20 protein-coding genes are annotated in these 20297 nt (G+C 44.6%); 12 read left to right on the forward strand and 8 right to left on the reverse strand.

Annotated elements, in window-relative coordinates; genetic code table 11:
- Positions 1-57: 57 nt before the first annotated feature.
- The 4 genes from HYN59_RS05575 (at position 58) to HYN59_RS05590 (ending at position 4325) form a co-directional block, all read left to right on the forward strand.
- The gene (locus tag HYN59_RS05575; RefSeq protein ID WP_108777325.1) at positions 58-1452 is read left to right on the forward strand and encodes a S41 family peptidase; all 1395 of its coding nucleotides are present in this window, start codon (positions 58-60) and stop codon (positions 1450-1452) included.
- Positions 1453-1831: 379 nt separating this feature from the next.
- The gene (gene atpD, locus HYN59_RS05580) at positions 1832-3343 is read left to right on the forward strand and encodes a F0F1 ATP synthase subunit beta (RefSeq protein WP_108777326.1); all 1512 of its coding nucleotides are present in this window, start codon (positions 1832-1834) and stop codon (positions 3341-3343) included.
- 81 nt (positions 3344-3424) lie between these two features.
- The gene (locus HYN59_RS05585) at positions 3425-3712 is read left to right on the forward strand and encodes a F0F1 ATP synthase subunit delta/epsilon (protein ID WP_108777327.1); all 288 of its coding nucleotides are present in this window, start codon (positions 3425-3427) and stop codon (positions 3710-3712) included.
- Between the two features lie 67 nt (positions 3713-3779).
- Positions 3780-4325, forward strand: coding sequence for a hypothetical protein (locus HYN59_RS05590; RefSeq protein WP_108777328.1), 546 nt, complete (start codon positions 3780-3782; stop codon positions 4323-4325).
- Here HYN59_RS05590 and HYN59_RS05595 read toward each other — a convergent pair.
- From HYN59_RS05595 to HYN59_RS05620, 6 genes are read right to left on the reverse strand one after another with little or no spacing between them, the layout of a single operon-like run.
- The gene (locus tag HYN59_RS05595; RefSeq protein WP_108777329.1) at positions 4322-4564 is read right to left on the reverse strand and encodes a hypothetical protein; all 243 of its coding nucleotides are present in this window, start codon (positions 4562-4564) and stop codon (positions 4322-4324) included. The genes HYN59_RS05590 and HYN59_RS05595 overlap by 4 nt on opposite strands.
- The gene (locus HYN59_RS05600) at positions 4564-5196 is read right to left on the reverse strand and encodes a hypothetical protein (RefSeq protein ID WP_146185863.1); all 633 of its coding nucleotides are present in this window, start codon (positions 5194-5196) and stop codon (positions 4564-4566) included. The genes HYN59_RS05595 and HYN59_RS05600 overlap by 1 nt, the downstream gene beginning before the upstream one ends.
- 44 nt (positions 5197-5240) lie before the next feature.
- A complete protein-coding gene (locus tag HYN59_RS05605; protein WP_108777331.1) occupies positions 5241-5453 on the reverse strand; it encodes a helix-turn-helix domain-containing protein in 213 nt (70 codons plus the stop codon).
- Positions 5454-5456: 3 nt separating this feature from the next.
- Entirely contained in the window at positions 5457-6311 is an 855-nt protein-coding gene (locus HYN59_RS05610; protein WP_108777332.1) for a DUF2975 domain-containing protein, read from the reverse strand.
- 3 nt (positions 6312-6314) lie between these two features.
- Complete coding sequence (locus HYN59_RS05615) at positions 6315-6851, reverse strand: hypothetical protein (RefSeq protein WP_146185864.1); 537 nt, start codon at positions 6849-6851, stop codon at positions 6315-6317.
- A gap of 3 nt (positions 6852-6854) precedes the next feature.
- Positions 6855-7352: a DUF2975 domain-containing protein gene (locus HYN59_RS05620; protein WP_108777334.1), complete on the reverse strand. Its 498-nt coding sequence runs from the start codon at positions 7350-7352 to the stop codon at positions 6855-6857.
- Positions 7353-7463: 111 nt separating this feature from the next.
- On the opposite strand from HYN59_RS05620, the gene HYN59_RS05625 reads away from it, so the two are divergent.
- Positions 7464-8612, forward strand: coding sequence for an aminotransferase class I/II-fold pyridoxal phosphate-dependent enzyme (locus HYN59_RS05625; RefSeq protein ID WP_108777335.1), 1149 nt, complete (start codon positions 7464-7466; stop codon positions 8610-8612).
- Positions 8613-8735: 123 nt separating this feature from the next.
- Here the strand turns inward: HYN59_RS05625 and HYN59_RS05630 are convergent, their stop codons facing one another.
- Positions 8736-9860, reverse strand: a complete 1125-nt coding sequence (locus tag HYN59_RS05630) for an AI-2E family transporter (RefSeq protein ID WP_108777336.1) — start codon at positions 9858-9860, stop codon at positions 8736-8738.
- Between the two features lie 473 nt (positions 9861-10333).
- On the opposite strand from HYN59_RS05630, the gene bioD reads away from it, so the two are divergent.
- The 5 genes from bioD to HYN59_RS05655 all read left to right on the forward strand — a co-directional run bounded on the left by bioD (position 10334) and on the right by HYN59_RS05655 (position 14830).
- Positions 10334-10951, forward strand: a complete 618-nt coding sequence (bioD, locus tag HYN59_RS05635) for a dethiobiotin synthase (protein ID WP_108777337.1) — start codon at positions 10334-10336, stop codon at positions 10949-10951.
- Positions 10948-12222: an adenosylmethionine--8-amino-7-oxononanoate transaminase gene (bioA, locus tag HYN59_RS05640; protein WP_108777338.1), complete on the forward strand. Its 1275-nt coding sequence runs from the start codon at positions 10948-10950 to the stop codon at positions 12220-12222. Before bioD ends, bioA begins: the two co-directional genes overlap by 4 nt.
- A gap of 40 nt (positions 12223-12262) precedes the next feature.
- Positions 12263-13411, forward strand: coding sequence for a beta-ketoacyl synthase N-terminal-like domain-containing protein (locus HYN59_RS05645; RefSeq protein WP_108777339.1), 1149 nt, complete (start codon positions 12263-12265; stop codon positions 13409-13411).
- Positions 13412-13644: 233 nt separating this feature from the next.
- Positions 13645-14268, forward strand: a complete 624-nt coding sequence (gene pth, locus HYN59_RS05650) for an aminoacyl-tRNA hydrolase (protein WP_108777340.1) — start codon at positions 13645-13647, stop codon at positions 14266-14268.
- Between the two features lie 52 nt (positions 14269-14320).
- Positions 14321-14830: a hypothetical protein gene (locus HYN59_RS05655; protein ID WP_108777341.1), complete on the forward strand. Its 510-nt coding sequence runs from the start codon at positions 14321-14323 to the stop codon at positions 14828-14830.
- Between the two features lie 82 nt (positions 14831-14912).
- Here HYN59_RS05655 and HYN59_RS05660 read toward each other — a convergent pair whose 3' ends face one another.
- Positions 14913-17567 (reverse strand): zinc-dependent metalloprotease family protein, encoded by a 2655-nt coding sequence (locus HYN59_RS05660; RefSeq protein ID WP_108777342.1) that lies wholly within the window; start codon positions 17565-17567, stop codon positions 14913-14915.
- Between the two features lie 206 nt (positions 17568-17773).
- On the opposite strand from HYN59_RS05660, the gene HYN59_RS05665 reads away from it, so the two are divergent.
- Together HYN59_RS05665 and HYN59_RS05670 are read left to right on the forward strand one after the other, a co-directional pair.
- Positions 17774-18709, forward strand: coding sequence for a bifunctional riboflavin kinase/FAD synthetase (locus HYN59_RS05665; protein WP_108777343.1), 936 nt, complete (start codon positions 17774-17776; stop codon positions 18707-18709).
- A complete protein-coding gene (locus HYN59_RS05670) occupies positions 18706-20031 on the forward strand; it encodes an HTTM domain-containing protein (RefSeq protein WP_108777344.1) in 1326 nt (441 codons plus the stop codon). Before HYN59_RS05665 ends, HYN59_RS05670 begins: the two co-directional genes overlap by 4 nt.
- Positions 20032-20297 lie beyond the last annotated feature (266 nt).

A 20297-nucleotide genomic window follows, 5' to 3' on the forward strand; every position in this document is an offset into this window, starting at 1 on the left:
ATATTTTGTAATTTTTGGGAGCTTTTATAATTGAGATATATTGATTTTAATAGATAAATGAAAAAAAGACTGAATTTGCTGATTGGTTGCTTATTTCTTACCAGTATTGTATGGAGCCAGGCCAATCAAAGGGTATATACTCCGTCTGAAATGCGTGAAGATCTGGATACGCTGGTTAAATACCTGGAAGATACGCATCCAGATATATATTACAGGTACTCAAAAGAAAACTTCTATGGCGATGTAGGCAGGTTAAAAAAAAGTCTCACCAAAAATTTAACCCGTACGGAATTCTATTTTGCTGCTGAACCATTATTGTCAAAGTTTGATGATGGCCACACCGATTTTCACATCATAGAAGAGTATAATAGCCAGAACCCCGTTATTATTCCGTATTTCTTTAAGGTGTCGCCGGCTAAGCCATTTATAGTTTGTGCCGGAGCTTACAAGACTGTTACGTCCCAACTTCCCAATGATGCCGAAATTCTAAGTATTAACGACATCCCGTCTTCACAAATTGCAAAAGATATTATTCGATTGAATACCGGTGAGAATGAGGATTTCCGGGCCGAATTTGGAAGTAACTACATTTATTTTTACCTGGAGGCACTTTATCATGCCAATGGGCGATACAATATTAAATACAAGAATAATGGAAAAATTAAAACGGTACTGATCTATGGAATACGAAGCGATGAAATTAACGACAGGATTAAAAAGTTTTCTGCCACTACTATAAGTAATAATTCGGATACAGAAAAAAACTTTTCCCTTGAGATACTGGATCAAGATAAAACAGCGATCATTAAAGTAAAAAGTTTTGAATGGGAGGGTTACCAGGTATTTATCGATTCTGCTTTTAAGGAAATAAAACGTAAGGAAATAAAAAATTTAATTATAGACCTGATCGACAATGGCGGGGGCGATTCTGATATCGGCGATGATTTTCTCCAATATATTTTAGATCATCCATTCCGGCAGTATAATAAGGCGGTAGTTAAAAACAGCAGATTTTACAAAGAAAGACTAAAGGCGCAAAAGCCTCAAAATGCAATGGACGCAAATGAATTGGAAGTGTTGCGCAAGGCAAATGGAACCCTGGATACGATTTTTTATGAAAACATAAAGATAGATGACAACGCGCTGCGATTTGGAGGTAAAGTATATGTGCTTATCAATCTGCAGACGTATTCATCTGCAGCAGATTTTGCCCAATGCTTCAGTTTTTATAAAAGAGGATTGGTTATTGGAGAAGAGAGTGGAGGCCTTATAAAAAGCTACGGTGATATTGTGCCTGCAAAACTACCAAACACACAGTTAAACCTGACGATTTCGAGTACTTTATATTACAATATTGGTGCCGGAGAGAAGGACTGGAGGGGTGTTATGCCGGATATAAAAGTTCCTCCACAGGGCGCGATTGCTAAAGCGCTGGAAATGATCAGGAACTAGGACTGTTAGGGGCATGTTGTTACATGGCACGTAATTTACGTTGTGCTAGCGTCTTTAATGCCGAAATAGTATTCCTATATGGCTAGGCTTATGAAGATGGGAGGTATGTGGCAGGATAACGGCAATTATACCGGTAGTCTTGAAAAGACATTTGTGGTGAAGTTTGCAGCGGAGTAATAATCCCCTAATTCCATCCATTTCTCAAAATCATCCCTGATGAAATGACAATCATGAAGGCAATTTGAAATAATGCCTTGAATTATTGCAAAAAATGCAAAAGTAAAATTTGCATAATTAAGATATAAAAAACTATCTTTGCACTCGAAAAAATAAGGTTTTTTCACAATTCGTAAATCGCTGTTTAATAAATATATAAGCAATGTCTACAGTAAAAGGAAAAGTTGCACAGATCATCGGGCCGGTTGTTGACGTAGTGTTCAGCTCACAGGATGCCGAGCTTCCAAAGATCTATGATTCATTAGAGATCACTAAGAAAGATGGTTCAAAATTAGTACTTGAGGTACAGTCTCACGTAGGTGAGAACACCGTTCGTACTATCTCCATGGACTCCACTGACGGTTTGAGCAGGGGCCAGGAAGTTACTGCTACAGGTGCTCCTATCCAGATGCCTATCGGCCAGGATGTTTACGGACGTTTGTTTAATGTTATCGGCGATGCCATCGATGGCCTTGACGAATTGCCGAAAGACGGTGCGAACGGGCTTCCGATCCACCGCCAGGCGCCTAAATTTGAAGACCTTTCAACTTCATCAGAGGTTCTTTTCACAGGTATCAAAGTAATCGACCTTATCGAGCCTTACGCAAAAGGTGGTAAAATTGGTCTTTTCGGTGGTGCCGGTGTTGGTAAGACCGTATTGATCCAGGAGTTGATCAACAATATCGCTAAGGGCCACGGTGGTCTTTCCGTATTCGCAGGAGTAGGGGAAAGGACACGTGAGGGTAACGACCTTCTTCGCGAGATGCTTGAGTCGGGCATCATCAAGTATGGTGACGATTTCATGCACTCTATGGAGAATGGCGGATGGGACCTTAGCAAAGTAGACAAAGCCGGTATGAGGCAGTCTAAAGCTACTTTCGTATTCGGACAGATGAACGAGCCGCCGGGAGCACGTGCACGTGTTGCGCTTTCAGGCCTTACCATCGCTGAGTACTTCCGTGACGGAGCGGGCGACGGACAAGGAAAAGACGTTCTTTTCTTCGTAGACAACATCTTCCGTTTTACACAGGCAGGTTCAGAGGTGTCTGCACTTCTTGGGCGTATGCCATCTGCGGTAGGTTACCAGCCAACGCTTGCAACCGAAATGGGTGCGATGCAGGAGCGTATTACTTCTACCAAAAAAGGTTCGATTACATCGGTACAGGCGGTTTACGTACCTGCGGATGACCTTACCGACCCGGCACCGGCTACAACCTTTGCCCACCTTGATGCAACAACAGTACTTTCCCGTAAAATTGCCGAGCTTGGTATCTATCCTGCGGTTGACCCATTGGACTCAACTTCAAGGATCCTTACACCGCTTATCCTTGGCGACGAGCACTACAACTGTGCACAAAGGGTAAAAGAGATACTTCAGAAATACAAGCAGCTACAGGACATCATCGCGATCCTTGGTATGGAAGAGCTTAGCGAGGAAGATAAACTGTCTGTATCACGCGCACGCCGTGTTCAGCGTTTCCTTTCACAGCCGTTCCACGTGGCAGAGCAGTTTACAGGTATCCCTGGGGTACTCGTAGATATCAAAGACACCATCAAAGGATTCAACATGATCATCGACGGTGAGCTTGACCACCTTCCTGAAGCGGCCTTCAACCTTAAAGGTACGATCGAGGACGTTATCGAGGCCGGACAAAAAATGTTGACTGAAGCGTAAAACCCGGTTGATGGTTGATAGTTGATGGTTGCCAGATTGGCCTCCAACAACTGACAACCGGCAACTGACAACCAAGAAACTATGTTATTATTAGAAATAGTATCGCCGGAAGGCCATTTGTTTAAAGGAGGCGTTACTTCGGTAACCGTTCCCGGCGCAGACGGCGAATTCCAGATGTTGGACCACCACGCGAATATCGTATCGGTACTCGTGGCAGGAACCATCAAGATAGCTGTCCCTGATTTCAAGACCAACCAGGAGTTCTCTCCAAAGTTCAACAAATCAGAGAAAGACCAGAAGTTCCTGCTTCCTGTAAAATCGGGAACCTTGGAGCTTAAAGACAACAGGATCATTATTTTGGTTGACTAAGTTTTAGCCAATAGAAATATAGAAGCCCCTTTCAGGAATGAGAGGGGCTTTTTTGTATTATTGCGGTATGGATTATAAAGAGAAAGATATTTTAGTCAGCGAGGGCAGTAGGTCAATTTTGAGTATTGCGGTGGCATGCCTTTGTTTCGGTGGCGCATTGGCGATGGGTTATTATGCTTTCGCCAGCGATGAAATCGAAGATAACGATCCGATGTTGTTTGCTTTGGTCTTATTTTTAATCGGTTTGGGATTTTCAGCAGTTACTAATATTCATTTTGACCTTGCTGAAAGAAAATATAAAAAGGAAGTTGCGATAGGAAGAATAGCTGTAGGTAAATGGTATCACTTGCCTCAGATAGAGTACGTATCTGTCTTCAAACAGAGAACTATAAGTGATGATGGCCGACACCCCCATACAAGGAGTATTCGCTATGATGTAAATGTATGGTACGGTATATCAAAACATTTTACGATATATAGTAATGTAGAAATTGAACCTGCCTATAATATTGCTATGCGTATAGCAGTAAAATTAAATACGGATATGCTCGACGCTACAATACCAAATGACTTTAAATGGGTTGAACTTCCCGTAAAAGATATTTCCGTTTAATTTCTGCTGTTCCGTTTTATCAATTTATAAGTTGAAAAAACAATACCCAGTATGCTTATAACTATGATGCCAATAAGGATATCAATTGTGAGGCACAGATCCCTGCCGGACGTTTGCGAGATGCAATCGCCGTACTCCTTCACTTCGTATTTCAGGCTTACCATAGTGTTCAGGATCCCGAAAGCACTAATGGCTATAACAGCAAGGCTGACAGCAATAGCAAGTATGTATTTACCCATTAGTAATTTAGTTTCACATTCTCTTCATAATCCCAGCCTTCCATCCACGCGATCTTCCACCTGCCATTTTCCTTAACCACCTTTATGTGGTAGTGTTCATTTTCCCAGTCTTCACCAAAACCTGTCCAGTTCCAGTATAAATCGGCGGTATTGGAAATCATTTTTTCAATAACTACATTTATCTTGTCAAAATCATCTGTTGGCTGGTCCTGGCACCTGCACCATGCATTGACATCAGACCCTCCAAAAGGCGGCATATCGCCCTCTTGCCATTCTGCTTTGCCATTACGCAGCAGTTCGTCCTGCTTGTTGAATATGCGGGCTGTGTTGTCCACAAATTCCTTGGCAAACAATCCGCTTTTGGATAACTCTTTTTCATACAGTTTTTGGTCTGCGTGGTCATATCCTACAATCAGGCTATCTTTGGTGACAGGACTGAAACCACTTGGCCCATCCGCGATATTAAGCCATTTATACACGTTTTTTACTAGTAGTGTAATTTCATTCCTGTCCTTTTCGGCTTGTTGTACCTCAATCCCGGAATTGCGTGTTGCATTGGGTTCCGTTTCATTTTTGCAGGATATCAAAAAACCTGATAAACAAATAAGGGCTATAATTTTTAAGTGTCTCATATCAGAATATATTACGAACCGAAAATAGCGATTTATAAATTACCTTATTCATTTTCAGGGATGAATTCCATAATGTCCCCGGGCTGGCATTCCAACACTTCGCATATCGCCTCAAGGGTAGAGAAGCGTATCGCTTTCGCCTTCCCGGTCTTCAGGATAGATAGGTTGGCTGTGGTAATGCCTACCTTATCGGCCAGTTCGTTGCTGCGCATTTTGCGTTTAGCCAGCATTACGTCGAGATTGATGATAATGGGCATAGGCTAAATGGTTAGGTCGCTTTCCTGCTGCAGCTCGTATCCGTAATTCAGTAGCTTGCTTAATACTACCAATGAAAGCCCTGTAAAAACTATGGCAAGATTTACGTCAAAGCTTATGCTCAGGGTCAGTATTTGCTGACGGCCCGGGGTTCCGGCGGTTTCCTGATAATAGGCAGCTCCGTCTATAAACTGCATTACCAGTGCTCCGGTAACAAATAGTAATAACTGGTATACCAACAGGCAATTGCCTACTTTCCATATAGTACGGCTAAGGCTGCTGTTAAATGAAAAATCGTTTTTAAGCTTCCTGAACAGCAACGTAAGCTGAAAGAGGATAAAAATGATGCATAGCATGAACGAATAATTCCGCACAGCCAGAATGATGGCCAGCCAAATGCTTTTAGGCTTGATAGTTATGTAGGCTTCTACGGCCGCCGGCGACAGGCTGATTGTTTCTTCATTGGCATCAGCGCCTTCTCCTGTCCATATCTTTTTTGTCTGTACGGTAAAGGTTTTCGCATAGGTTGTATCGTTTAAAACAGAATTAATTTCTGCTCTGCTAACACCTGCACAGGCGCCATCCTTTATTATAACGGAACCTGATCCGAAAGAAGAATGTTCATCGGATGTATTTTGCTTAAAATTTATAATGCTATCGAATGTCATCACCCGCATATTAGCTGACATGTTATAGCCAGTCAAATGATTCGGATAAGGTCTAAAGTTATCCAGTTGCTTTTCCTGAAATATATCAAAGCCAACTATCATGGCGAAATATGCTGTAAAGAGCAGTAATGCCACTGCGGATACATAGTATAGCCTCGATACCAGCCTGTCTTTGCGTTGTTGTTTCTGCATGGCTTATATAGTCAATTGGTTTTCCTCCTGTATGAACGCGCCACGTTCCGCCATTCCTGAAACCAGATAGATAAACTTCCCGATAAGGTAAACTGCCAGGAACGAAGGTATTTCACGAAAGAAGATAGTAAGGTCAAAGTAGAGCATACTTCCCATGGTGCAGAACAGCAGGTATTTCGATTTGGCAAAAATGATTATAGTCGCCGCTGCCTTACGGAAAGCCTCGTCTTGTCCCGGCTCGAACATACCGCCTATTTTAATGCGGTTAAGGCTTTTATAGAAACTTCGCAGCCCTGTTACGCAATAAATGAGTAGCGCCGCATAGATAATGCAAAACGCCGACCCAAACCATTCATTATTGCGATAGGGAGTGTTTTTGGCAAGAGGCGTAAAATAGTCGCTGAAGAATTCCTTTACCAATAAATGACCGTCCTGAACATGAAAAAATACTGCCATTGCCAAATGAAAAATTGCGATACAGGAAGCAATTACTATTGCGAAGCGTACAGCCAACGCGATGATATTGATGTGATGTCTCATAATTTATACAGTTAAGTCGTTATTTTCCCTGCTGCCCTTTGCCAGTATAAATACATCCGAAAGCACTATAAAGAACAAGCCAAGCAGTACAACAAAAAAAGTATAGGTATTGAATTCGAAATTAAGGTCGCCAAACAGTATGGCATCATACAGGAACTCCGGAACTATGTCAAAGAAAAACCCGATGAGTATCGCCTTTCCGGTCTGGTCAAGAAGCGATGTGATTTGCTCCTGAAAGAAATGCTGCTTTTTGAATTGTGTGAGTATTTTTTTAAACAGGTACAGTGCATACGCCCAAAATATGGCGACAATTATCTTAGATACAAACACAAGATAGCCCTCGGCTCCCCAATTGACGGCTTCAATGCCATTAATTGTAAAAGGTATCTCATCTGGCATTATGATAGAAATCAGCAGGCAGGGTATTGCAAATATGATCCCTATGCAGGTGCAGATGAAAAAGATGTTGGTTAGGATTCTGAGTAATGGCAGTAGTTTCATGATAAGTGTAATTAGTTCGCTACAAATATAAATAAATTATCGAAAAACAATAATTAATTGTTGTTTTTCATTTGAATTTGTTTTTCGCCGTCCTGTTTTCTACATTTGAATATGGAAAAACTCCCCGGATCATTACAGGTAAAACTTAACGAACGTGAGCAGGCAAACGCTTTACGAAAACTATCTGCCGAAAAATGGGCATCCGATTTTTCCTCTAACGATTACCTTGGCTTTTCTGCCAACAGGGAAATCTTTGACAGTGCCCATAATTATCTTTTAGAACACGGCTTTACGCAGAACGGGTCTACGGGGTCACGCCTTATTTCAGGCAATCACAGGCTTTATACGATTACAGAAGATCACATTGCACAATTCCATAATGCAGCAAGCGCGCTCATCTTCAATTCGGGATATGATGCCAACGTGGGGTTCTTTTCTTCGGTGCCCCAAAAGGGCGATATTGTGCTGTATGACGAGTATATCCATGCTTCGATACGGGATGGATTGCGGCTATCGAATGCAAGGGTATACAAATTTCCGCATAACGACTTAGCCATTCTTGAAAAGCAGGTGCAGAAATTCCGGCTAAACGATCTCAAAGGAGAAGTTTATATCGTGACCGAATCGGTTTTCTCCATGGATGGCGACAGTCCCGATCTTAACCGCCTTGTTGCTTTGGCTATAGCCAATAATTGCAGGCTTGTCATTGACGAAGCCCATGCGTTGGGTGTTTTTGGTGAAAAAGGGGAGGGGCTTATACAGCATCTTGGGTTGGAAGATAAAGTTTTTACCCGCATAGTCACTTTCGGGAAAGCCCTGGGCTGTCATGGCGCAGCAGTATTGGGTTCGCCACAACTGAAAGAATACCTGGTCAATTTTGCACGCAGCCTTATCTATACTACCGCACTACCGCCCCACAGCCTGGCCACGATTTTGATTGCTTATAAAACATTAGAAACCACTCCTGAAAGAAACAGGCTGACAGATATAATCAGTTTTTTCAGGTCGGAAGTGAATCGCCTGCAACTTCAAAGCCATTTTATCGAAAGCGCTTCAGCCATACATTGTGCCGTAATTTCCGGGAACGAAATGGTAAAAAATGTTGCATCGGTTTTACAGGAAAATGGATTTGGCGTGAAGGCCATACTGTCGCCTACAGTGCCGCAGGGTGCGGAAAGGCTCCGCATTTGCCTGCATAGTTATACTACGGAAGCTGAGATAACAGGGATGCTGGAATTACTTAGTAAATGTTTAAATTAAACATAAACCGGCAACTTAGACGTTGTGGTGGAACGCCTCAACTCCGCGTCAAATAGTAACGACTTTTGATGAAACCTCACTGTAGAGACGTTGCATTGCAACGTCTACCATAGGACACAAATATTAAGCATTTGCTTCGCCCTCAGCTCTGGCCACCTTCGCCTTACTTCGCCGCTCCCTGCGCCGGAACCAGTTGCTGTCCTCCTCGCCAAACAGGTAGGCATACGGCTGGGTATCGGGACTGAGTTCAAACAGTTTTTTCAGGATCGCTATCGTAGGTATAATGAGTATCATGCCCATAATGCCCCATATATACCCGCCTATAAGCAGGCCTATAAACGTTACAAGGGCATTGAGGTTCACATTACCGCCGGTTATCTTAGGCGTAAGGAAAGCGCTTTCCAATAGCTGTATGAAGGTAAAAGCAACTACAATGGCGATGGGGTAAAAGGCGCTGTCTTTGGTAAGGAGCGCAAATGTAAAGGGCAGTATAACCCCAAGCGATGGCCCGAGGTACGGAATGATATTCAGCATTCCCGCGAACATCCCAAAGAATATGGCATGCTCGATCCCAAGGGCAAAAAGCACCCCCGTGTTCACTACCCCAAGTATAAGCATCACTTTGCCGGAACCCAGCAGGTACGCATGCACAATTTTCCGGATAGATGTCATTTTTTCAAGCAGCCCGTCATTGTTCTGCCTGCGGAATACTTTAGTAATAAAAATAGCCAGGTGGTCCCTGTAGATCAAAAGGAAAAAGATAAATACCGGCAGCAGGACAATATCCGAAAGTGTGCCCAAAGTAGTAAATATAAGCTGTGTAGGGCTGGCGTCATCCGTCTGTACGATCGCCACTGCCTTTTTCATTTCGAATCCGTTGCGCATCCCCAGGTCGAATCCAAAAGTTTCGAAGCACCAGTTATTGGCGGCAATTACAAAGCCATTTAATTTGTCTGAAAGGTTGGTGCCTACATCCTGCATAAAGCCCCTTACTTCAAAATAAGCGAAAATAAATATTCCGGCTATAACGCCAATAAAAAGGAACAGGCAAATAAAAGCGCTGATGGAGCGGGGTATCTTCCGGCGTTCCAAAAAATTGCAGGACGAGGTGAGCAACATGGCAATGTAGCCCGATATAAATAGCGGCACCAGCAGTTTTTTGGCTACGATCATGAAAAACACGATAATAATGATGAGCAGGGCTATATATACAGATTTAATATAGTTTGGTACTTTTAGTGTGTCCATATCAGTAAAAACGTGTTAAATTTCAAAGGCTTACTCTCAAAATTAAGAATTGTAAAATCACTTATTGATAATATTATATTAAAATTCAGGTGGTATGATAATAGATTTTGGGCATGCCGGCTCCGCAAGCCTGCCTTTGCCGGCAGGCAGGCTATGGGGATGCCGCTTCTGTCCCTCACTTAGCGCACTGGCGAAGATGAACAGATTTTTAGATTGAAGTTTTCGTTACCCGGAAATCCACGTTATTGACTGTTCAAAATTTATTTAACCACACAGGAACGAACATAGGGTTTATAGTTTTTATTAGTCCTAAGATGAATATAGTTGAGCAGAGTGAAGCGAAGCTTCAGGCTCTGTGTCATTCTATTAGGCCCTATATCCGTCATTTGAGACTATGTGCCTATGTGGTTAAAAAATTAATGTCTGTAAAATTTAGACAGTTCCTTAGTAAATTTGTAATTCAAAAAACAACAATGAAACTATTCATAACCGGCATAGGGACCGATGTAGGCAAGACCATCGCCTCGGCCATTATCACCGAAGCTCTTGAAGCCGACTACTGGAAACCCATACAGGCAGGCGACCTGGATAATAGCGACAGCCATAAAATAAAACGCTATATTTCCAATCCGAAAACAACGATATTCCCCAACAGCTATGCTTTAAAGACACCGGCCAGTCCGCATCTGGCTGCTGAGCTTGACGGCATTGCCATCAGTCTGGAAAATATAAAAGAGCCCAAAACCAAAAATCACCTTGTTGTTGAAGGTGCAGGCGGTGTTTTCGTGCCCCTGAATGCTACCAACAGTGTTATCGACCTGATACAACCGGATTATAAAGTTATTGTGGTAAGCAGGCATTACCTCGGCAGCATCAATCATACCTTACTGACTATAGAAGCCCTTAAAAACAGAGGCATTGCCATAGCGGGAATTGTTTTTAACGGCAATGAAAATAATCCTACTGAAAGCATCATCCTGCAAAAAATAGGGGTACAAATGATAGGCAGGATAGAAGACGAACCGTATTTTGACAAGAATGTAATCCTTGAGTACGCCGATAGGTTCAGGGAAAATTTATTGAAATTATGACGAGTTTACAAGATCGAGACAGCCAGTATCTCTGGCACCCGTATACACAGCATAAAACCGCCGCACCGCCCATTGCTGTAACCCGTGGCGAAGGCGCCCTGCTTTGGGATGAGGACGGGAAGCAATATATAGACGCTATTGCCTCATGGTGGGTGAACCCCTATGGGCACAGCAACAAGTTCATTGCAGATGCCATCTATAAGCAGCTTACCTCGCTGGAGCACGTGCTCTTTGGTGGCTTTACCCACGAGCCCGCTGTACTGTTAGCCGAAAGGCTTATGCCGCTGCTTCCGGATAACCAGAAAAAAATATTCTTTTCGGATAACGGTTCCACAGCAGTGGAGATCGCATTAAAAGTTGCCTTACAATATTATTACAACAAAGGTGAAAAGCGTACTAAGATAATAGCTTTTGAAAATGCTTTCCACGGCGATACGTTTGCAGCCATGGCAGCAAGCGGGATCTCTTTTTTCACAGAGGCATTCAAAGGCTCACTGATAGAAGTCACTCGTATTCCTGTGCCGGTAGAAGGCAGGGAGGAAGAGAGCATTAAAGCCCTTAGGGAACTTGCGGCAACTAATGATTATGCCGCATTCATTTTCGAGCCGCTGGTGCAGGGAGCCGCCGGTATGGTGATGTATGAGCCTGAAACTCTGGATACCCTTATAAGCATCTGCAAAGCCAACAACATCTTTACCATTGCCGATGAAGTGATGACCGGCTTTGGTAAGACCGGTAAAAAGTTTGCCTGCGATTATCTGGAACAGCAACCCGATATGATGTGCCTTTCCAAAGCGCTGACGGGAGGAACGATACCTATGGCACTCACGACTTTCACGCAGGAGCTGTTCGATGGTTTTTATGACGATGATGTGAATAAAGCCTTATTCCACGGACATACTTTTACGGCCAATCCTACAGGCTGTGCCGCGGCGCTGGCAAGCATTGAACTCCTGAAAACGGACGAAATGCAGGAAAACATCAGGCGCATCAACCGCCGCCATCTTTTGTTTAAAGAAGAGATCGAAAAGCATCCGCGCGTAAAAAGTGCAAGGGTACTGGGCGTTATTTTCGCGCTGAACATCGACCGCGGCACTGAGGAGTATTATGGGGATTTCAGGAACAGGCTCTATAATTTCTTTATAGCAAAAGGTGTTATCCTGAGGCCTGTAGGCAGTACGATCTACATCCTTCCGCCGTATATCATAAGCGATGCATTATTAGATACTATTTATGATACCGTAAAGCAGGCAATAGAGGAGATCGTATAGGGAAACCTTTTTATTACCTACTTTTGTAAAAAACACGACATTGGCAACACCTGTTTCCATCATTTCTATAGGCTCCGTTTCCCCTTTGGGCAGCAACCCGGAAGAGGTTTGGGATAATTATCTTAAAGGCCAATCATTTATCAGCTCCATGTCTGTCGGCGGCGGCAAAGTGCCTGTGGCAAAGCTGTCCGAAAGTTTGGAGTCAGCAGTTTCTGCACTCAAAAACTCGAACCCCAATTACCGCCACCTGGACAACTCGGTGCTTTATGCCATACTTGCATCGAGAAAAGCGCTCCATTCGGCCGGATGGCGCGATGGTAATTTTGGCATCAACATCGGCTCTTCACGAGGTGCGACCGGCCTGTTTGAAAAGCATCATTCCGAATTCATAAAAACCGGGACAACAAGCGCCCATGCATCGCCTGCTACAACCCTTGGCAACATTGCCTCATGGGTAGCGCAGGACCTTAAGAACGACGGGCCCGAACTGTCGCATTCCATTACCTGCTCTACCGCTTTGCACGCGGTATTGAATGGTGTGGCATGGCTGCGCAGCGGCATGGCTAAGAGATTTCTCGTGGGTGGCAGCGAAGCGCCGCTGACTCCCTTTACCATAGCCCAGATGCAGGCCATGAAAATCTATTCATCGTTGGATGGCGATTACCCATGCCGTGCGCTTGACCTTCAAAAGAAAACCAATTCGATGGTACTTGGCGAAGGCGCTGCTATGGCCTGCCTTGAAACCGGAAGGCATCCTGAAGCGCTGGCCTTTATTGAGGGTGTTGGTTATGCTACCGAGACATTGCAGCACAGCGTTTCTATTTCGGCGGATGCCGCATGCCTGCAAAAATCAATGCGTATGGCGTTGAAGGATATTGACATTTCGGAGGTAGATGCCATTGTGATGCATGCCCCCGGGACCGTGAAAGGCGACTTGTCAGAATACAAAGCGATACAGGAGGTATTCGGCGAAAGCCTGCCTTTGCTTACGACCAACAAATGGAAAACCGGGCATACCTTCGGGGCTTCAGGACTGCTGAATTTGGAACTTGCCGTACTCATGCTGCTGCACAACAGGTTTATAGATGTGCCATTCTACAGGCAGAAAACCGGCAGGGACATCAAAAAGGTATTGGTAAATGCGGTAGGTTTTGGAGGGAATGCGGTGAGTATTTTGGTTTCGAATTAATCTGTAAGACCCCAAAGGTTTTCGAATATAAGCATTAGGACGCCTTGCAGCAAACTAACGTAGCACGTTCTGTCATTTCGAACGTAGCTTGCGGAGTGAGAAATCTCAGATGATACCGCGAAAATTGAGATTTATCCTTCGTCGAAATGTAATCCGTACTTTGTTGTCGGATTCAACTTTTCCAAATTCTTAAATTTTTTCAAAACCTTTGGGGTCTTTCCTATCTTTGCCCCATGAACTGGCTAACCTCCCTCTTTGGAACAAAACAGGAAAAAGAACCCACAGACCCTATGAAAAAATACCTTATTGCCTGCCTCGGCAACATTGGCGCCGAATATGTAAATACCCGCCACAACATCGGCTTTAAAGTGGCCGACCATATCGCAAAGCAGGAAGGCGCTTCGTTTGAGACTGCCAAGCTTGGAGCCGTAGCCGAAGTGAAGATGAAAGGCAAAACGGTATTCCTGCTAAAGCCCAATACCTATATGAACCTTAGCGGTAAAGCCATAAAATACTGGCTTGACAAAGAAAATATCCCTATCGAGAACCTTTTGGTGGTGACGGACGACCTCAATATCCCTTTTGGCACCATCCGCATAAAAGGCAAGGGCAGCGATGGCGGCCATAACGGGCTTAAGAATACGCATCTCATCCTTAACACCTCCGACTACCCGCGTTTTCGTTTCGGGATAAGCGATGAGTTCAAGAAAGGGCAGCAGGTAAATTATGTGCTTGGTGAATGGGATGAGCAGGAAAAAGCAAAACTGCCGGAACGCCTTGATATGGCTGCCGAAGCCGTAAAGTCATTCGTGCTTTCCGGGCTGGCCAATACCATGAGCAGCTATAACGGGAAATAAGGTCGCTATTTTGGCCCCGAATTTGTATCTTTAATTACCTAAAATCCCGGACATGAAAAAGTTCATCCTTGCATTGCTGCCATTTTTACTAATAGCATGCGCCTCAAAAAAAGGTGCTACTGCTTTTATTGATGGAGAGCATACTATTGAAAGCTGGTGCCCTCCTGAAGGCGACTGCAAATTTGAGATAATGAAAGACAAAAGCCTTATCATTAAAACAGACGGCACCGGAAAACTATATTATTTGGTTAATGATACTCCCGGCAGGATTGTAGCAAAATACGTTTATATTAAAAAAAGTGGCGCTTATCAGGATGACGGCTACAGAGAAGAAATTATCTTTGAAACAGATGCAAGATTATCCGATCTTGTTGTAGGTAATAATATAAAAAATACTAAGATGCTTTTCGGTGTGCATTGTTTTTGCCGTGAAAAAGCAGGATTTTATAAGGTAAATGAAGGTACGGTAAGCTATTCTAATGAAACTCTGCATTTGAGGATACCAAATAATATTATCGATCAGCAGCAAATAAACATGTTTACTGTTCGTTTAGCTAAATAAAAATGAGATTTCTCCTACGTCGAAATGGAACAGCACGTTATATTCCATTTCGACGAAGGAGAAATCTTAAGAGTATATTGAATTAATTCACTACAATCTTCCTTACTTCCCTTCTCGCGCCGTCCTGCACAGTTACAAGGTATACGCCCGATTGGATATTCGAAAGGTTTACATTTCCTGAAAACAGGCCTGTATTTTCATAGGAGCTGTTGAAAACTTCCCTGCCACGCATGTCGTGTACACCTACCTTAATAGCGTTTCCGGTATCGGAAATAAAGCTCACGGTAAAGCTGCCATTATTCGGGTTAGGATAAAGTGAAAAATCCTGCAATCCGAAAGCGCTGGTAGCAGTTATGGTTTGTGAGCATACTTCTACCGACCATGAATTGAGCGTACCGGCATCGCTTGCGCCAAAATCGGCAAAGGCCAGTATCCAGTTGCCTTGTGCCTGGGTGCCGTTAAATACCGATAACGTACTTACAGGAAGGATTGTGCCTGTAGTTGGTGAGCCGCAGCTTACAGCAGATCCCGTATCGCTGAAGGTTACGTTTATGTTATTGCTGTCCCCGCATTGTCCCTCCCAAAGCGTAGCCTGTGTATTATCGGGCCTTGCTACAATAATGCCGAGGTCTGAAACGTACGGATGCGTAATATTTACCCCAATCTTAACATTCGATATAGTGGCACTTGCCGGCACATTGATAGTCGATAAAGTATAATTCGGATTATTATCCGGTATCGCTACCGCAGTGCTATTGGTATACGTGTTGCACTGCGTGGTCACCGTTACCCCTATAGCAAATGGCGCTGCATTTACAGCATAATAGATGTTGCCTACAGCCTCTACCATGATACGGCAGAAGGGCGCCGATACGTTGGGTACCGTAATATCCTGCGTGCCATCGTTTGGTGTGTTGGCGGCCAGAACAGTTGGGAAAGTAAGTCCGCCATCGGTTGAGAGGCGTATATTTACATTGGCAGTATTTATATTGTTTGCAGTGGTTCCTGCTACATTCCACGTAATGGTTTGTGTGCTTCCCTGATCCCAGGAAAGATTGGCTGCACTTTGCGATGTAACGGCAAACGGCCCCGCAGCGCTGCTTACTACTACATTCATATTGCTTCTCGCAGTCTGCCCGCCGTTGGGGGTGTTGTTGTCCCTGACGGTCAGGGCAAAATTCATGGTCCGGCCTACAGAAGGCACTACTTCCCACGTTGGTGTAAGGTTATTGTTCAGCACGCTCGATAATACCGGCATGTACCTGTCGGGTGACGGTGATGGCGCTACCGACCTGAAATTCGGCCCGGTAGTACTGGTAGGCAGGGGCGTAACATCTACAGTAGAATTGGCGCCGTTGGCGTTGGTTTGCTCCCAGCAATAGGTAAGCGCATCGCCATCGGCATCGGTTGCGTTACCTTTTAATATAAAGGCAGTGCTTTTCGGAATGGTATAATTGGCCAGTGCACTTATTACCGGCGGGTTGTTGTTATTGGCTACTTCGGTTCCGCAGCCACCGCCGCCATTGATAAACGTGAACATCTGTGCAAGGTTTACCGCATGGAAATAATCATCTGAATGCGCCTGAACGTTCGGAGGGCTGATGCCGGCGTACGACATGATCGTGCTTCCGCTTCCGGGTTCTACTGCGTAGCTGGCCGACCTTTGGTAGGAATTATTAAAGCTGTGGTCGGAGCCAAACTGGTGTCCCATTTCGTGGGCTACATAGTCGATGTCGAACGAGTCGCCAACGGGTGACGGGTTTCCGGTAACGCCCTGTGCCTTAAACGATGAGCATACACTGCCTAATGAGGCAATACCGCCATCGCTGGTGCCCACAACGTGGCCGATATCGTAATTTGAAAAACCGATATTATTGTCCATGATGTTCTGGATCTGGTCGATCATCACACTCTCGTCACTGTTGGTAAGGGCATCCGAAGTAACGAAAATAACGTTCTCATTAGTCGGTACGAGCTGCATTGTCAGCGACATGTCTTTTTCATATACGCCGTTTACACGTGTCATGGTCACGTTCATTGCCGCAAGTGCTGCAGCTTTTTTCTGTGCTGTTGTTCCTGAGCCCACGCCTGCTGCGTTCGCCTGGAATGCGGTATATTCTATAGTACACGCCATAGCCAGTCGGTAGGTCCTGAACAGTCCGTCATTCGCCTGTGTGGAAGGCGGCGGTGGAGGTACTGCATTTGCCGACTCGCTCGCTACATCGCAATGAAAGGTACGCGCGGCTTTGAGGCTCGACTTTTTGTAAGTGATATAGTTTTGCAGGTCGGTAGTGTACGGGTCGGTGTAGGAGGTGCCTTTGTCCGACAATATCATGGCATGCACCCCAAAAATGGTAATGCTGAAACGCACGGTTGCTGCCGGGTTTTCGATACCCTGCCCTACATACGACTGGATCTCCGGATGCTGTGCCGCAAGGTCCGGGTGCATTACAGATGCTTCATAGACCCTGAAGTTTTCCAGCTTGCCTTCGCCATTAGGGAAAGGAATAATTACAGTGGATAGCTGGCCCGAATTCCTCGCCGGGGCAGCTAAAAGCCTGGATTGCAGCTCGGGAAGGTTGATGCGGAAAGTTGAAAAGGTCATAGGAACCGAACTTCGGTCGAGTTTATTGGCAACTGCCAGCCTCTCTTTTGGAACAGGGCTCCAGACAGCTGATTGGGAATATCCAAATGTAAGCGATAAAACAAGTATAAAGGAGAGCAATAGTTTTTTCATGAGAATGAATTTAAAGACTGCTAAAGTAATAATTTAAAGCATTGGATTTTAACATATTTTATGAATATAACTTTTTTTTAGGAAGTGTTTGCAGGCGTTCGTTTCACTGAAAAGCGCTGCTGTTGGGGACATCCCTTAAAAAACTTCCTAAAACGCCTGCTAAATTGGATACAGATAATTAAATTTGCTAAACTTAACACTGCGGTTTGAAAATTTTCAATTCAATACAGGAATTCAGTTCCCCTGCAAAAACGATTGTGACCCTGGGTACTTTTGATGGGGTTCACAAAGGCCATAAAAGCATTCTGGACAGGCTCATAACAAGCAGCAGGGCTTCCGGCTGCGAAAGCTTGGTGCTCACCTTTTTCCCGCATCCGAGAATGGTATTGCAGCAAAACAGCGATATAAAGCTACTGAGCACTATTGAGGAAAAAGCGCAGCTGCTTGAGGATTACGGGCTGGACAACCTCATTATTCATCCGTTTGACCTCGCTTTTTCAAGGCTTACCGCCGAAGAATTTGTAAAGGATATATTAGTCGATAAGCTCAGTATCTCTAAGATAATCATAGGGCACGACCACCGTTTTGGCCGCAATCGTACTGCCAATATAGACGACCTTATCCGCTTTGGTAACGAATACGGCTTTGAGGTAGAGAAGATCTCTGCTCTTGAAGTTAATGAAACATCGGTAAGCTCCACCAAGATACGCAACGCGCTTACTGTGGGTGATATTGACACAGCCAATACCTTCCTGGGCTATCCTTATTTTATGACAGGTACTGTGGCTAAAGGAAAACAGCTGGGCCGCACCATTGGCTTTCCTACTGCTAATATTTCTATTAAAGAAGACTACAAGCTCATTCCTGCCAATGGCGTATATGCAGCATCTGCAGTTATCGACGGAAAAGAAGAGCACGGCATGATGAACATTGGCACAAGGCCAACAGTAGGCGGTACCGAACGCTCTATCGAGGTGCATTTCTTTAATCTGGACAAAGACCTCTATGATAAAGAGATCAGGGTAAGCATGCACTACAGGCTGCGCGACGAGCAGAAGTTTGAGTCGGTAGATGCCCTGAAAGGACAGCTCCACAAAGACAGGGAAGCAACGTTGGCTTATTTTAAAGATAACCCGGCATGAACCGCCTTTTCCGGCAAATAGACAACGCACCGTTGGTCGTATTCAGGATTTTCCTGGGCTTCCTGCTGGCGTGCGAAACCTTTGGCGCGATCCTTACGGGCTGGGTAAAAAGCAACCTTATCGACCCGAAATTTACCTTTTCCCATATTGGCATGGACTGGCTGCAGCCGCTGCCCGGCAATGGCATGTACTGGTACTTTGCCACAATGGGCACATTGGGGCTGCTGGTAATGGCGGGGTACAAATACCGCTGGACGCTGGGCTTGTTTACGGTCCTTTGGGCAGGGGCGTACTTCATGCAGAAAACCTCCTACAATAACCACTACTACCTGCTCCTCTTGGTATGCCTTATAATGTGGTTTCTTCCGGCAAACCGATACGCCTCAATAGACGCACGGCAAAACCCTTCGATAAAAAAGCTCACTATGCCGGTATGGTGCGCCTGGGTGATGATAGCGCAGGTGAGCATCGTCTATTTTTATGCCTCGCTGGCCAAATTTTACCCCGGCTGGCTGGATGGCACCTTTACCCGCGACCTGCTGAGCCATTCGGTGACAAGCCCCGCCTTACGCACTATAATGTCGCAAAAATGGTTTTACCTTTTCATTGCGTATGCAGGCATAGCGTTCGACCTGCTGGTGGTGCCCTTCCTGTTGTTCAGGAGAACAAGGGCAATCGCGCTGATCGCTTCGGTTATCTTCCATATTTTTAATGCGATCACCCTACAAATAGGTATTTTCCCGTTTTTTGCACTCAGCTTTGTGGTGTTCTTTTACCCACCTGAAACGATGCGGAGGCTGTTTTTGAGGAAAAAGCCAAAAGTTACAGAAGATATTTCAGGGTATCAGGAAGGTAAAAAGGTGCTGTACTATTTTTTTATACCTTATCTGGTACTACAGCTGCTGCTTCCATTGAGGCATTACCTTATTAAAGGCGATGTATTATGGACTGAGGAGGGCCACCGCCTGAGCTGGCGCATGATGCTGCGCGCCCGTACCGGCAATACCGACTTCAGGATAATAGATAAAAAAACGGGAGGCAGGCTTTTTTATAATTTTAACACGAACCTGACCCGCAAACAGGAGAACGGCATGGAAACACGGCCCGATATGATATGGCAGATGGCACATCGTATAAGGAAAGATTTTGCAAAGCAGGGTAAAGATGTAGCTGTATATGCCGACGCAAATGTGTCTATCAACGGCAGCCCCTATAAAAGGCTTATTGATCCTAATGTTGACCTTGCTGCTGCCCGTTGGGATTATTTTTTCCACTGCGACTGGGTGATTCTGTATGATGAGGCAGGGAATGTTGTAAGGTAGCAGTTTCACGAACATGCCTGCCATAGGCAAGGTTACATAATTTTCCAATTCTTAGCACACATTTCTCACGCACTGTCACCGCGAGCACGAAGCGATCTTTCATTGTCGACAGAAGCAGAAAGATTCTTCGTCGTTCCCTGCCTTTGCCAGCAGGCAGGCTCCTCGCAAGGACATAAAGGAGACGGTATAGTTCGCCAATTCGTGCGTAAAAACTACTAATAATTAAACTTTCAAGATATTTAACAATCCTTTAATTTAATCATACT

The sequence above is a fragment of the Flavobacterium album genome (assembly GCF_003096035.1).
Taxonomy (GTDB): Bacteria; Bacteroidota; Bacteroidia; order Flavobacteriales; family Flavobacteriaceae; genus Flavobacterium; species Flavobacterium album.